This is a genomic window from Lentisphaera araneosa HTCC2155 (assembly GCF_000170755.1).
GTDB classification, from domain to species: Bacteria; Verrucomicrobiota; Lentisphaeria; order Lentisphaerales; family Lentisphaeraceae; genus Lentisphaera; species Lentisphaera araneosa.
This window is the reverse complement of the sequence record NZ_ABCK01000021.1, coordinates 26,902-41,017: the sequence shown is the minus strand read 5'-3', so window position 1 is coordinate 41,017 and position 14,116 is coordinate 26,902. Positions and strand designations below refer to the sequence as shown.

The following is a 14,116-nucleotide window of genomic DNA, read 5'->3' as shown; positions in this document are numbered from 1 at the left end:
AAATTGAGATTACATTTAATATGTCTTTCTGTATGTCTGTTGATGTCCAGTTATAATTCTGTAAATGCAACAACTGAAAATGACTGGAAGGATTATTCACCGAGCAACTTTGAAGAAGATTGGGAACTCAAAGAAAATGGTTTTAATAGCCGTCGCTTAAATAAAAAATCACCCAAAAATTTTAGCGTAAAAGAAGATGCTTTTGTGGTTGAATCCCATTATCAAAGCATAGGAAAGTTTCTCTGTACAAAGAAGACTTATAATAACTTTATCTTCGAAGCGGAAGTCATGACAAGTGATCTTAGAAGCTGTGCCTTTGTGGGTTATCATGGTCAGTTTCTGGATACTCAGTGGAAGGGAAAGGGGCGCAAGTATAAAAGCCTTCACGGCTTTTCTTATGGTTTCGGCAATTGGCCAAAAACGACTGGTGAAGCCGAGATACGTTATACGGGGAGTAAGAGTCTGATAGCAGATCACAAAGAAGTCGAGTTTCAAAAAAACAAATGGCACAAAGTCAAAATTGTTGTGAAGGATAACTCAATTCAACATTGGTTCGATGACCTGTTAGTTGCGGAACTCAAAAACGTGAGAGAGACTCTAGAAAAAAACAGTTTAGTAAAAAGTGAAGAGCCCATGAGTGGTCCAATTGTACTTGGTATGACGGGGCATCCTAAAGGTCAAAAACAAGTCATTAGTGTTAAATGGCGAAATGTTAGGGTCAAAGCCTTATGATTCGGTTCTTACTAATCATTTTTATCATTCCCTTTGCTAATGCGGATCAGTATTTTTACCTCTCTAAAAAGAGTGAAAATCTGATTGAACAGTACCTGCTCAAAGATAATGGCGATTTACATTTGCTTAATCAACTGGGTATTCCAGGTGGCCCGGGTGGACTCACGCTTTCACCCGATGGGAAACACCTTTATTTCTCGATCAGCAATGAGAGTTCAAGTGAATTGGGAACAGCTCTGATCGGGGATCAAGGTAAGCTCACTTTTTTAGGTAAAGCAGCTATCGCAAGTGGTGGTAGCGGTACTATTTCTAGATGTGGTCGTTTTTATTTTAAGTATAATTACAAAGCTAACACGGTTTCGGTATTGGAGATGAAGGATAATCTTCATACGGGCAGGCAGTTCCAGGAGATCACGACAACTAAAAACCCTCATGATATCGGAGTTTCCAATGATGGGGCATTGGTATTTGTCCCCCATAATGGGCATAATCGACTTTATCAATTTAGTCTTAATGCAGATTCCGGTAAACTTCAGCCTTTGAGTACACCATATATCGAGGGGGCAAAATTTGAAGATAAGGGTTTTTCGGCTTTTCGTAGCTTGGCTTTTCATCCCCACAAAAATGTCCTTTATTGTACCTATGAAAAGGGGGGTGGGCTAGCTTCTTTGAAGTATGATGAAAATGGCGTAAAACTTTGGCAGGAGTTTTCGACTGTTGATGAGGGAGTTCATGTCCTGCCCACAACAGTAGTTTTATCTCCTAATAATGAATTCTTGTTCACACCCAATAGGGGGACAAAGAAAAAAAAGTCTCCTACATCAATAACGACGTTTCGCCTTGATCCCCAAAGTGGTGAGGTTATATCTCGAGTGGGTACTTTTGAAATACCCGCTAAAGGCCCAAGGGGAATTATTGTGGATAAAAGTGGAGGGTTTTTGTTTACCTCATCGGTGAAAACTGACATGACCTATCAATTTAAAATTAATAAGGATGGGTCTTTGAAGTTATTTAAGGAACATAAAATTGGTTCAGGTTCAATGTTAATTCTTTAAATATCGAAGCTTAAAATAATTTTTTATTTTTTTTTGTATATAACTGTCTCTTTTGCTGTTTTGATTTCGAACTTGTTTATTAATAATAAGCTAAGAGAGTCACAAAAATGAAAAAATTCACCTTAATTGAACTACTTCTTGTTGTCGCCATTATCGGTATTTTGGCCTCCTTACTTATTCCAGGCTTATCAAAGGCTAGGCTCAAAGCAAGAGCAGCTGTTTGTAAATCAAATCTTAAAAATATTTCTTTAGCAACAACTCTGTACCAAGAAGATAATAATGAATATTATCCAAGTTTTTCTGGACTAGATTCCTCTATTTCTGAAAATAATGGGACTCATTGGTTCGGACAAAAAGGAACACAGGCTAAACACGCAATGGATGTAACGGAGCGCCCTGTGAACACTTATTTGGGGCATGATTCTGACGGTGAAGAGGTGCCAGTAGCTAACTGCCCAATTGCAGAAAGTAATGGGTATAAATATTTCTCCCAAAAAGGTTGTTATTACCATGGAGTACAAAGGAAAGAAACTGCTGACGATTTAGATTCTGACGAAGGTAGCTTAAGAAGTTCTGATATTTATAATACCAGCACCATGGCGGCTATAGTTGAGAAAGACTATTATATATGGATATTTGAGCCAAGTTCTCAATATTTACGTTTTAATCATGAGCCGGGAAACCCAAGGTTTGTAGCTGCTTTTGTCGATGGCCATATTGCCGAGAATAATGTAATCAGCGGCGAGGGTTATCAGTTCAAATCAAGTCGTATTAACCTTATTAATTTCGAGTAATTTTAGGCGTAAGATAATGGTGAGTTAAGTCATGTTTTACTAATTAATTTCTCTAAAGGATTCGAGTAGACTAAAAATGGGTGGATTTTGATAGTATATTTATTTGAGTTCGAAATAAATTTAGTGTAATTAATGCTGAGTATAAAAATTGAATGTGTATTTTAGTAACAAACCAATACTTAATTAAAGAGTTGAATTATGAGTGAAAATAATTGGAATACTCGCCTCTCATTATTGCAAAGAGCTAAAAATCCGAATGATCATCACGCTTGGGATGAATTTACTTTTTATTACTCAAATTTTGTTAAAGTGGTCTTAAGTGAGATGGGGGTGAATTCAAATGATAAAGATGACCTTTCTCAGATCGTTCTTCTCTCCCTATGGAAAAGTCTCCCAACTTTTGAGCTGGATAAAAGCAAGGCTCGTTTTCGGACTTGGATGAGTACAGTAATACACAATAAAGTTATTGATTATTACAGAAAAGTTAATAGTCAGGCAAACAAGACTTCAAAGTTCTGGGATGAAAATAAGAAACAACTTTCTGTTGTTCAGCCTGATATAGAAAAGATTATTCAAAATGAATGGGAAGTTTATGTCGTCCAGACGGCTCTTGAACGTATTCGAAATAATTTCTCAGGTAAAGCTATGGCCGTTTTTGAAATGAGTATGGATAACGTACCCTCAACCGAAATAGCTGAGAAATTAGATATTGCATTTACGTCAGTAAGTAAGCTTAAAAATCGCGTTAAAGAAAGGCTTGTCGTTGAGATTTCTAATCTCAAGTCAGAAATGTATTTATTTGGAGAATAAAATGCCAGATGATAGGGCTTTGGCAAAAAAATTAAAAAATTTCTTTCATGAAGAACCCGCTGATTTTCAAGACTCTCCAATTTATTCCGAGCTCAGTGATATTGAAGAGCGTTATACTGAATTAAAGCAGGTGGCTACCGGAGGAATGAAATCAATTAAACGTGCCTTTGATTTATCAACCTCTCGTTACATAGCCTTTGCAGAATTAGGTAAGCCCAACGATAAACATTTGTATGAAGTTTTTTTAAGAGAGGCACGCCTCACCGCTTTACTTGAGCATCCAAATATTATTTCAATTCACGATGTGGGACTTAATGATTTGGGGCAACCTTATTTTACCATGGATCTTAAAGAAGGGGACTCATTGGGGGAAATCTTTAAAAACTTAAATACCAAAGACGAGGAGTATTTAGAGACTTATTCATTGCATGAACTCCTTATGATTTTTGTCAAAATATGTGAAGCTATCTCCTATGCCCATTCTAAAAATATTATCCACCTAGACCTTAAACCGGACAATATTCAGGTGGGGCATTTTGGTGAAGTTCTCGTTTGTGACTGGGGACTAGGCAAAATATTAAATAATACAGAAATAGTAGGTGTTGAAGAAACATTATTAGAAGTTGACTTATTAAATCATATAAGTTCTAAAAATAAAGTAGTTGGCACACCTGGTTATATGTCTCCTGAGCAAATTAATCTGAATGGAGAGTCTGATAAACGCTCAGATATCTATTCTTTAGGCTGTATTCTGTATTCGATATTAACTCATCATCGACCTTTGGAAGGTAGTGTTGAATATATACTAAAGAGCACCTTAAAGGGGAATGTTAGAGACCCTCAATCGCTAGTTGATTTCTCATTACCAAATAGCTTGATTGCAGTGGTGAAAAAAGCCATGGCCTTAGAACCCGATCATCGTTATAGTAGCGTACTTGAGCTCAAAGGCGATATTCAAAAATACTTGGCAGGCTACTCAACATTGGCTGAAGATAGTAACCTGTATAAAGAATTTAAACTTTTTATAAAACGCAATAAAGCGACTTCTTTTGTTAGTTTTTCGGCATTACTAGTGATTGTTTTTATAAGTTTTTATTTTATAGATGCCCTTAAAAAAGAAGTCAATGAGACGAGAATAGCTAGCGAAAAGGCACAATCTGCTGCAGCTAAAGCGAGTAGTTTACTCGATGAACTAACCTCGACTTTTTTGGAAGAAGCTGAGCTCGCCTCAAAAACCTTTATCTACCAATATCCATCTGAATCATTGGCCCGAACTCTTGATCAGTCACAAAAGATTTTGACAACAATTCCAGGGCATCCAGTTGCGCAAGAACACTTTATTTATGCGCTATTTATTATGCAGCGTTTTGATGATGTACTTCGTTCTCCATATACAAATAATTATCCTGAAATTTCACAGCTATGTGAAAAATATGCGCCATTAATTAGTGCAAAAACAAATCAATTGACGCCAATAAACCTTGCTCAATTGATTGGGGAATTAAAGGGCAAAGTCAAGAATCATTATTCAGTAGGTGAGAAGATGTTGGCTTACGTTTCTGAAAAGTCAAAATATACAGCTAGCTTTGGACATGTAGTGAAGGAACTCATAAAAATTCTTAATCCGCAATGGGATGGTAGTGGTTATGAGTATTCGAATAATCGTAACAAACTGGATTTAACTTCCCCTCAAATTAAGTATCTGAAAGGTTCGGATGACGAGAGTTCAGGCCAATCAATCTTAAGATTTATGCGGATAGATAAGTTGAATCTCAAAGGTTCAGCAGTAGAAGATTTAGCTCAACTCAAATCCATCAAAATCCAAACACTAGATATTAGAGACACTCCAATTAAAGACTTAAACAAGCTTTATACATTAAAAAAACTCTCTGAGTTGGTAGGCTATGAAGGGCAGTTAGATGATAAACAAATATCTAAATTACCAAGATCAATCCGAGTGAGAGTAGTTGAAGTCGTACCTAAAGAGTAGAATCAATTAAGTAGCTAAGGCAGTTGGAAGACTGCAAAGCAGCTTATTTACCGGTTCAAGGACCGGCAGGCTCTTGCGGGGAGCGTGAGGGGGGACAGGTCCCTCATGTGCGAAGCATTAAAGAAAACGACTAGCAGTACTATCTACCCAATCGAAAAAGTAAATGACTGTGATGGGATGAGGTAAGTTATGATACGCGATAACTAGCTTAATGAATTTAATTTTATTTAGTGTCTTTTTTTGTCCTAAACATTCGAAATAGGTCTACAAAGAATATTCATATTATTAATAACGCTTTTTGTTAGCTGGAGATCTATCACCATGAATTTCACAAAAATACTCTGTTCCTTATCAATAGGGATTTTGAGCCTAAGTGCTCAACAGGGTCACCTGAACGAGGCGCTAAAATACGCCGACCCTTTTTATGGTAATGCTGGTACGGATATCCCACCTGCAAAGGGCGTGGCAGCAGCCTGGAACTGGGAAAAAGCCCAGCAGGGGAATACGCACCCTGGGCCGCAAATGCCCTTTGGTATGGTATCAATCATTCCTTACACCGGTGCTTATCCGACTGGCTATGGAGCTAATAAAAAAACTTTTACTGGTAAAGCTCAGTACTTTGATAAGTATAAAGATGCTGCCTATGGCTTTACTCACATGCAGCAATCAGGCACGGGTACAATAGGAATTTATTATAATTTTCTTCGCGTTAGTCCTACGACAAACTACAACAAAGAAACACGTAAAACTCGTTTTAAAATGAATGAGCAAAATGCTCATCCAGGTTATTTCAACTGCACTATCGCTGAAAATGATGTGAAGGTCGAATTAACTGCTTCGCAAAAAGTTGGCTTTCATCGTTATCATATCCCAGCGAATATGGAGAGCCCACAAATTTCTATTGACTTTTCTGAGGGGGGCTTAGATACACGTGAGGATAATGTTCGTAATGTCAAAGCGCAGAAAGAAAGTGAGACACTTTTAACAGGTGAGTTCAATCATATAGGTTTTAATTATTATTTTGCCGTCAAGTCGAGTGTTTCCTTTAAAAATGGTTCCTTCTATCATGTGATTGGAGAAAGGCCAGAGCGAAGTAAAGGCAATAATAAGAAAAGAAAAGTTGTGATTCCAAACCCAGATCCCGAAAAGTCCACGGATAAAGCTGAAATTAAAATCAATAAACTTACGAGAAAAAATAGCCGTATGTTCTATCTCGATTATGTCTTTGACGCAGAGCCTGGCTCCAATATTGAGTTAAAGATTGCCTTTTCGTTCAGGTCTGTTGAGCAGGCCAAAGCCAATCTTATGAGTGCACCAAACTCATTTGACGAAGCCAGGTCTCAAGCAGAATCGACTTGGGAGCAATGCCTTACACGACTTGATTACAAGGCTAAGGATGAGCGCGATAAAAAACTGTTCTATTCCAACCTCTACCATTCATTAGTCAAACCATCCATTTGCGATAATGAGAGCCCATTTTGGGAAGATGAAGTTTTTGTTACGGATTTTTCAACTCTTTGGGATGTGTACAAAACGCAAATTCCTCTGCTTGTTAAATACTACCCAGAATACGGATCAAAAGTTATTAAGGGCATGATTAATGCCATGGATACCCATGGTTACTTCCCTTGTGGTTATCAGAAGTGTGACCCCAAAAACATGAAGAAATTTGACGGTCAATGTACGGGCATGGAGTGGGTTACGCTAGCCTATGCCTACAAACACAAGGGTAAACTTGGTGGCATTGACTGGAAAAAAGCATTGAAAAATGCGGATAAATTTGCTCAGATGGACCGCGTGCAAGAGATACTTAAAAATGGTCATGCTGAGGGTTTATCTAATACCCACACCCTAGATGTCTCCTCTGCCTTTGCGGCGATTTGTTTTATTGCAAAAGGAGAGGGTCTTCAAAGCCTATATGATAAATATGCAGAACACCGCAATATTTGGCAAAAAGTATATGACTCTGAAACCGGTTTGCTCAAAGAGGGCGACTACTATGAAGGGACTCAGTGGAACTATTCTTTCCGACCGCATTTTGCCATGGAGGAGCGCGTGAAATTAGCCGGTGGAAAAGAAAAATTCACGGAACTTTTGGATACCTTTTTTGGTTTTAAAGATATTGAAGCTGGTACAGTTTCACCAGATGGAATAGAGGGCTTCCCACGTCAGTTACGTAAGTTTCGCTTTGAAGGACTCAACAACGAATGTGATATGGAGGCGCCTTATGCCTATCAATGGTCTTCGAAGCCTGAAAGAACTCAGGAAGTTATAAAAGCAGTTATGAAGTACCAATTTCAACCGGGTCCAAATGGCATTCCTGGTAATAACGACAGCGGTGGAACGAGTTCTTGGTGGGTGCTTAATGCGATTGAGGATTTTCCCTTAGTAGAGAACTTTGAGGACTGATTTTATATCAAACTCTGATAAAAAATGCTCTTTACAGATTTTTGTTAGATCTTTTCTCTTTTATTGTTGATAATTAGCGATTAATTTATAAATATGTGTGCTTCGCCAAACATTTCGATTCTTGTTTGACTCCAGATAATTTGATTTGTATTTCGATTCTTAGATTCGTTTACTTTGCGTTCCACATTTAAGATAAGATTGATTCGCATGTGTGCTATGCGTCGCATTTAGATAATTCTCGACTTTGTATGTTTGACATGCATTTAGATAAAAAGATTCTTCGCATTCTTAATGCTCTAAATCTTTATTTTTATTCTACTCTAACGACCGAGATTAGGGATTTCGAGCGAAGCGAAGAAATTCCTCTGCAGCTCATGGTTATAGATCGTTTTTTATATCGTGGATCTAAGGCCGTTTAGACTTTTGTTGAATAGTTGAGAAGAGTGGTGAATTGTTAGTATTTCAGGGCGCTCTTTTTCTATTCTATAGATAATGCGATAATTACCTAAAATGATTTCTCTGATATTAGGTACTTCAAACTCAGGAATCATTCTTCCTGACTCAGGAAAAGTCTCGAGTCGTTCAACTGTGTTGAACAATTCGGTAACAAATATTTTTGCGTAAAATTCTGAATCTCTAGCAATGAATTCAGCTATAGCTTCTACATCTTCACTAGCTTGTGTACTCCACCTTATTTCAGCCATTTACCAAGTCTATTCTTTACTTCTGTATGTGATAATGTTTGCCCTGCATCAGCTTGATTAATACCTTTTTTAATTTTAGATATTAAATATAATTTTTCAATCGCTGCTTCTACGCTTGTTTCTTCAGGGAGATCCTGAACGGCTTTTATTATAGTTGATCGTTGTATAGCTACAGACATGATGTTCTCCATTTGTTGTACTATAGTTCTGTACTTATATATTTACCATATAGTTGTGGTTTTTTCATTTTATTCTATAACGATTTAAATGAGGGAGATTTGAGTGGAACGAAAATCTTCCTTCGATTTGTTGGTTAGATCTTTTTTTCGTATTTTATTTCTAAGATTTTATTACCTGAAACAGTGTAGTAATGAATTATATTTTTAGATTTAATATAAACATAATTTTGTTTTTTTGAATGATAAATAATTTGATCATTACAGTATAGTTGTACAATGGAACGAACACTTCCTTCTGCAATATGTTTCATGTTTCGTTCCCACTTGAAATAGGAATAGTTGTCCATTTTTGATGTAAAGAGTAGTATGACGGCATCCATTGAAGGCTTTGTTTTTTGATTTTGAATAACCATTTCTACAAGGTTGTCTTTCAAACGTGTCTCTTCCCATGTAGACGTAATGTTATCAATGAATACCTGATCAGACTGATCTACTTCCTTAAGAGTGAAAGTAATACTGTCATCTTGAGCTTTAGTTTCTTCATAGATATTTTTGATAAATACGTTGAGGCCTATAAATGCGCTTAGGATTAATACTATAATTATTGTGATTACTGCGAATATTTTCATTGTTTTTTATTTGATCTAACGACTTAACTGAGGGAGATCCGAGCCTTAGCGAGGATCTTCCTTCCAGTTTTTGGTTATGAGTTTTCTATTATGCTAATCCAACACTCATTATTTCATTTTTTATATTCAAAGAAACACTGATTGAATGTTCAGTAAATAAATCATTTACTGTATTTATATATACTTGTACGGGGTACTCGTATGGATCATCTTCGTTATAATCAAAGACTATACCTTTGTAATATAACCTTTTGATAAAATCTTTTTCCGTTAATTCTGGTAACCTTTCTCGAGTTTCCACAATTTCTATTTCGTCTCCTTTTTCACCAGGATACTTTGCATAGAATTCTGAAATGGTTAAACCATTCCAGTAAACTTCGTCAAATCTCCAACCTTCATTATATGTATTTAAAAGTTTATCAGATGCACTTTTGTAAATGAAGTCCAAGTTACTTTCTACATATTTAATGATTTCTTCAATTATATCAAAAGTGTATTTGTTTAAAAATTCTTCATAAATAGAGTAATCATAGTGATCGTTTTTTAAGAAGTATTTTTCGTCTTCTTCATTGAAGACAAATATGCCATATATATTTTCAAGGTTTTCTTTCATATTATATTATCTCATAACGATTTAAATGAGGGAGATTTGAGTGGAACGAAAATCTTCCTTCGATTTGTTGGTTAGATATTGTCCGTTTCTTTATTTCTTTTTACAGTGAATGCTCTATATCCATAAACTAGACCGAATGAAGTAAATAAACCTGTGATTATCATACTTGTCGTTTGAGCAGAGTTTTGTCTTGTGTTTAGTGATTCTTTTTTAGAAATTAAGTTCTTTCCAAAAAAGCCAGATATGCATAAAAAAACTATACATAGGATTAAATTTTGCTTCATTTCTTACCTTAAATTTTATGATTATCTAACGACTTAAATGAGCTGTATTTTCTATTTAAAATTTGATTCAAAACGAAAATATCAGTTCGATTTTTTGGTTAGTCATGTTCATTACATGCGGAAACCCCATAGACCATTTTTCATTTCATACAATGTATAAGTTTGTCCTGGTTTCCCTTTGAAGTTTGCACTTTCACCAGTTTCAGTGGGTTGTACCCATTTTGGATCTGTTTGTGAAAAGTTTGGTTCTGTGTTTTGTACAGATTTAAAGAATAGAATCATTTCTTCATATTTTTTTTCATTAGAAATGTATTTTGTTATTTTATTAATCACTTCTTGTTTATCTTCTTCATTTTTAAATTTATGAATTTCTGTATATCTTTCGTTAACAAGTTTAGTAATGTTTTTAGTTTCATATAAATCTATGATTGCTTCTAACCCCTCTTGTGGGGTTTCTTCATTTTGTTGTGAGCATGATGTTAATAAACAACTAATGCATAAGGCTAATAGTACGTTCAAACTAGTGGTCATGTTTTACTCGCCGTCCATATTTGTAAAGCGGTATTTACCATCAATTTTTTTAACAAAAAAATCTCCTGTCGTTTCTCCCTCAGATTTTATGATAATTTGTCGCGAACCAGTTTCCTTATAGTCACGTGATTTTAAATCAAACCTTTTAGTTAGATCTAATTTCTTTATACTCTCAAATTTTCTCTTGGGAGCAAATTTATTCGTAATTAATTCTTTTTCCGTATAAATAGCTGTAAAATCTTTTAAAGTCATTTGTCCGCTATTTACCTTTTTAAATGTATTGATCAAAAATTCTTCGGGACTATCTGCTACCGGCACATAACCATCGAGCACATTTCCTACGATCTTATTTTCATTTTTTTTTATTTCTGTAGTTGGAGCTGATGATGTCTCTGTTTGTTCCGAACAAGAAAATAAAAAGAAACTTATGAAAGATATAATTAAGTATTTGTTCATGATGTTTTTCCGTTGTTGATTTTTTTGACTAACGTTTTAAATGAGGGAGATTTGAGTGAAACGAAAATCTTCCTTCGATTTGTTGGTTAGGATTCTTACATTTCTATCCATTTTAAATAACATCTATATATTTTACCTTTTTGAGTTACAAATATTTTGCTATAATCGTTGCCATTCACTCTAGCTACTGAATATAATCCAGATGTAGCATTTTCTGCTTCTTTCCATAATTTACCATTTCCGTAAATTGGGAACTTTATATTGTCCTTGTTATCTACACTATATTCTATTTTTTCTTCTTCATAAAATGGTGAATGGTACCAAAACCATTTTATATTTTCTTTTGGTATATCAAATACTATTTCCATCCCATCATCTTGAAAACCAGGGGAATAAGTGAAATCAATGAATTCAATTTCTTGATCATATATAATTCCGGCCAAATTGAGTGCCTCTCGTTCAGTTTTTGGTTCTTTCGTAGATGTAACTTCTATAAAGTCACATGACGATACAAGTGCTAAGAGTATGATGAATATTGTTTTCATATTTTATATCCTAACGACCGAGATTAGGGATTTCGAGATTGGCATCTAAAAATGTTTCATTTTTTTTGCCAAGCGAAGAAATTCCTCTGCAGCTCATGGTTAGGTGTTGTTTTTATGCTCAATTTCGTCTAAATTCAGCTTTATCAGTGGTTCACTTGTTCGACTAGTTACAATTAAAAAATTATCTTCAAAAACAATGTCTTTGTATCTATAGTGGAATGCTAGTTCATCAGGATCTGTTTTTAAAATTATTTTTGAATAAACACTTTCTTTTGATTTTTGTATATCTAGTTTTAAAACGAACTCACTAACCGTGAGGGTTTGCTCGAGGATAATTTTTAATTTTTTATCTTTATTTATTTTCTTTTTATAAATGAATTTATTTATGGATCCTTCATTTTCAAAATCAGTTATTATATCAAATAATTTATTTGCTTCTTGATTACAGATATTAGGTTCATTTGTGATATGCTCTTTCAAAAAATTTACCATGTAAGCATTGTATTCATGTTCTTTTAAAAGGTCATATGTTTCAGGATTAAACGGAACATTTAAACAGGCGATATTCGAAGAATTGATATAGAATTGACTGTTTTCACGTTTTTCTCCTGTAATCACAATTTTAGTAGAATCGATAAGTTCAACTATTTCTTTTTTAAGTCTACGTTCAATGTAATTACAAAGGCATCTTGACCGTAAAAGAAATTGATAACCATAATCATTTGGCCAATCAGATCTATTAAGATTTAATGCTATTTTTCGTAGTCTTTTCATTTTTCTATTTTCCACCTAACGACCGAGATTAGGGATTTCGAGCGAAGCGAAGAAATTCCTCTGCAGCTCCTGGTTAGTGTTTGTTTTTAGTTTCAATATTCTGTTCATTTGGTATTTCTTCGATTGACCATTCTATAGCAAGTTCATCAAGTGTTTTGTCTGAATATCCAATCGTTCCGCTTTCAAAATAATCACCAGACTTATCATATTTTGAATATTGTCCCATACTACATGAACATGTCCAAGATTCAGTATATGAACCATCTTCGTGTATAGTTGTTGTAATATCACTCACTCTGTAATGTTCTGATTTTGATGAACATGACATAAGAGTAATAAGCAGAGTAATGTATAAAAGTTTTTTCATTTTTATTCTACACTAACGTCTGGATTGAGTGATACTCGAGGTACGAGAGTATTCACTCCGATCTTTTGTTAGCTATTGTTTTTTTAATGATTTCGATATAGCAAGTATTGTTTTTCTCATTATGAATCTTAAGGGTTAAGTCATTTTGTTGGCAGTATTTTTTTATTTCTTGGATATAGGTTTCATCTATTTTTATCCAAAAACAGAGGGATTCATTCTTTTTCTTTTTTGTGATAGTTTGATCATAAACAACTAAATTTATTGTTTGCTTAGGAATAGGTACGTTATAAATACTGCTATTTAATTTTATAGTGAATGCATCTTTGTTGACGGTAGATAAATTCCATTGTTTTTCATATGATGAATAAGCATAAAAATCTTTAGGACATATAAAACCATAAGAATGAAAATTTGGACACATACTGCGATTCCATATAGTTATGTTCTTGCTTGGTTTAGATATATCATCTTTTATATCAATAGTTTGAGAACATATTTCTTTGCAAGCGATACAACGGATGACTTGTTTATCTGAGGCAAACCCTAATAACGAGATGAATATAATAAGTAGAGTTGTGGATCTCATTTTTCATTCCTAGCTAACGTCTAAGCTGAGGGAGATTTGAGCCTAAGCGAAAATCTTCCTTCCAGCTTTTGGTTATGAATTTTTGATTATTTGTTGTTCGATATAATTAATTATATTTTTCCACCCATATTCTTTAGATAATATCAAAGGCGTAATGACTTTGTTATCATTTCTTATATATGATGAACTTAGATTAGCACCGTATTCAATAAGTAATTTTACTATTTCTAAATTACCTTCTTGAATAGCTATCATAATATTTGTTTTACTATTATCTATTTTTGCATCTACATCAGCACCGTTATCTAGTAAATATTTTGCAATTATAAGTTGGTTATGGGATACAGCGCGAGTTAATGGAGTTTGAGAATAGTCATCTCTTTCGTTAATATTTAAGCCATAGTTTAAAAGTAATTTGACAACTTCCAGGTTATTTTCTTCACAAGCCATATGTAACCATGACCAACCTGCTGGTTTTTGATGTATTAACGTTTTGTTTTCTTCAAAAAGTTCAATGATTTTTGAAGCTTTCCCTTTGTGTATGAACTCGGAGATCAATGGTATTTGTGATTGTATTGACATAATTTTTTATTTCATAACGATTTAAATGAGGGAGATTTGAGTGAAACGAAAATCTTCCTTCCATTTGTTGGTTAGT

General features: G+C 34.5%; 18 protein-coding genes. 6 read left to right on the top strand and 12 right to left on the bottom strand.

Annotation, left to right across the window (positions count from 1 at the left end):
• Nucleotides 1-3: 3 nt before the first annotated feature.
• The 6 genes from LNTAR_RS18220 (at nt 4) to LNTAR_RS18195 (ending at nt 7,790) form a co-directional block, all read left to right on the top strand.
• Entirely contained in the window at nt 4-732 is a 729-nt protein-coding gene (locus LNTAR_RS18220) for a 3-keto-disaccharide hydrolase (RefSeq protein ID WP_157473685.1), read from the top strand.
• A complete protein-coding gene (locus LNTAR_RS18215) occupies nt 729-1,787 on the top strand; it encodes a lactonase family protein (RefSeq protein WP_007280222.1) in 1,059 nt (352 codons plus the stop codon). Before LNTAR_RS18220 ends, LNTAR_RS18215 begins: the two co-directional genes overlap by 4 nt.
• A gap of 107 nt (nt 1,788-1,894) precedes the next feature.
• The gene (locus LNTAR_RS26045) at nt 1,895-2,581 is read left to right on the top strand and encodes a type II secretion system protein (protein WP_007280221.1); all 687 of its coding nucleotides are present in this window, start codon (nt 1,895-1,897) and stop codon (nt 2,579-2,581) included.
• A 198-nt stretch (nt 2,582-2,779) separates the two neighbouring features.
• Nucleotides 2,780-3,391 carry an RNA polymerase sigma factor gene (locus LNTAR_RS18205; protein ID WP_007280220.1) on the top strand — a complete coding sequence of 204 codons (612 nt, stop codon included), beginning with the start codon at nt 2,780-2,782 and terminating at the stop codon, nt 3,389-3,391.
• A 1-nt stretch (nt 3,392) separates the two neighbouring features.
• On the top strand, nt 3,393-5,381 hold the full coding sequence (locus tag LNTAR_RS18200; RefSeq protein WP_007280219.1) for a serine/threonine-protein kinase: 1,989 nt from the start codon (nt 3,393-3,395) through the stop codon (nt 5,379-5,381).
• Between the two features lie 321 nt (nt 5,382-5,702).
• On the top strand, nt 5,703-7,790 hold the full coding sequence (locus LNTAR_RS18195) for a glycoside hydrolase domain-containing protein (protein WP_007280218.1): 2,088 nt from the start codon (nt 5,703-5,705) through the stop codon (nt 7,788-7,790).
• Between the two features lie 392 nt (nt 7,791-8,182).
• On the opposite strand, the gene LNTAR_RS18190 is transcribed toward LNTAR_RS18195, so the two are convergent.
• The 12 genes from LNTAR_RS18190 to LNTAR_RS18140 all read right to left on the bottom strand — a co-directional run bounded on the left by LNTAR_RS18190 (nt 8,183) and on the right by LNTAR_RS18140 (nt 14,040).
• The gene (locus LNTAR_RS18190; RefSeq protein ID WP_007280217.1) at nt 8,183-8,494 is read right to left on the bottom strand and encodes a type II toxin-antitoxin system RelE/ParE family toxin; all 312 of its coding nucleotides are present in this window, start codon (nt 8,492-8,494) and stop codon (nt 8,183-8,185) included.
• Nucleotides 8,482-8,673, bottom strand: coding sequence for a hypothetical protein (locus tag LNTAR_RS18185; protein WP_007280216.1), 192 nt, complete (start codon nt 8,671-8,673; stop codon nt 8,482-8,484). The genes LNTAR_RS18190 and LNTAR_RS18185 overlap by 13 nt, the downstream gene beginning before the upstream one ends.
• A 134-nt stretch (nt 8,674-8,807) precedes the next feature.
• Nucleotides 8,808-9,302 carry a hypothetical protein gene (locus tag LNTAR_RS18180; RefSeq protein ID WP_007280215.1) on the bottom strand — a complete coding sequence of 165 codons (495 nt, stop codon included), beginning with the start codon at nt 9,300-9,302 and terminating at the stop codon, nt 8,808-8,810.
• 88 nt (nt 9,303-9,390) lie between these two features.
• Nucleotides 9,391-9,915, bottom strand: a complete 525-nt coding sequence (locus LNTAR_RS18175) for a DUF2262 domain-containing protein (RefSeq protein WP_007280214.1) — start codon at nt 9,913-9,915, stop codon at nt 9,391-9,393.
• A 71-nt stretch (nt 9,916-9,986) separates the two neighbouring features.
• Nucleotides 9,987-10,199, bottom strand: a complete 213-nt coding sequence (locus LNTAR_RS18170) for a hypothetical protein (RefSeq protein ID WP_040915274.1) — start codon at nt 10,197-10,199, stop codon at nt 9,987-9,989.
• A gap of 111 nt (nt 10,200-10,310) precedes the next feature.
• Nucleotides 10,311-10,730, bottom strand: coding sequence for a hypothetical protein (locus LNTAR_RS18165; RefSeq protein ID WP_007280213.1), 420 nt, complete (start codon nt 10,728-10,730; stop codon nt 10,311-10,313).
• Between the two features lie 3 nt (nt 10,731-10,733).
• Entirely contained in the window at nt 10,734-11,186 is a 453-nt protein-coding gene (locus tag LNTAR_RS18160) for a hypothetical protein (RefSeq protein WP_007280212.1), read from the bottom strand.
• 95 nt (nt 11,187-11,281) lie between these two features.
• Nucleotides 11,282-11,731, bottom strand: a complete 450-nt coding sequence (locus LNTAR_RS18155) for a hypothetical protein (RefSeq protein ID WP_007280211.1) — start codon at nt 11,729-11,731, stop codon at nt 11,282-11,284.
• A 99-nt stretch (nt 11,732-11,830) separates the two neighbouring features.
• Nucleotides 11,831-12,505, bottom strand: coding sequence for a hypothetical protein (locus LNTAR_RS18150; RefSeq protein WP_007280210.1), 675 nt, complete (start codon nt 12,503-12,505; stop codon nt 11,831-11,833).
• Between the two features lie 73 nt (nt 12,506-12,578).
• A complete protein-coding gene (locus LNTAR_RS27315; protein ID WP_157473683.1) occupies nt 12,579-12,872 on the bottom strand; it encodes a hypothetical protein in 294 nt (97 codons plus the stop codon).
• Nucleotides 12,873-12,924: 52 nt separating this feature from the next.
• Nucleotides 12,925-13,458 (bottom strand): hypothetical protein, encoded by a 534-nt coding sequence (locus LNTAR_RS18145; protein ID WP_007280208.1) that lies wholly within the window; start codon nt 13,456-13,458, stop codon nt 12,925-12,927.
• 72 nt (nt 13,459-13,530) lie between these two features.
• A complete protein-coding gene (locus LNTAR_RS18140) occupies nt 13,531-14,040 on the bottom strand; it encodes an ankyrin repeat domain-containing protein (RefSeq protein ID WP_007280207.1) in 510 nt (169 codons plus the stop codon).
• Nucleotides 14,041-14,116 lie beyond the last annotated feature (76 nt).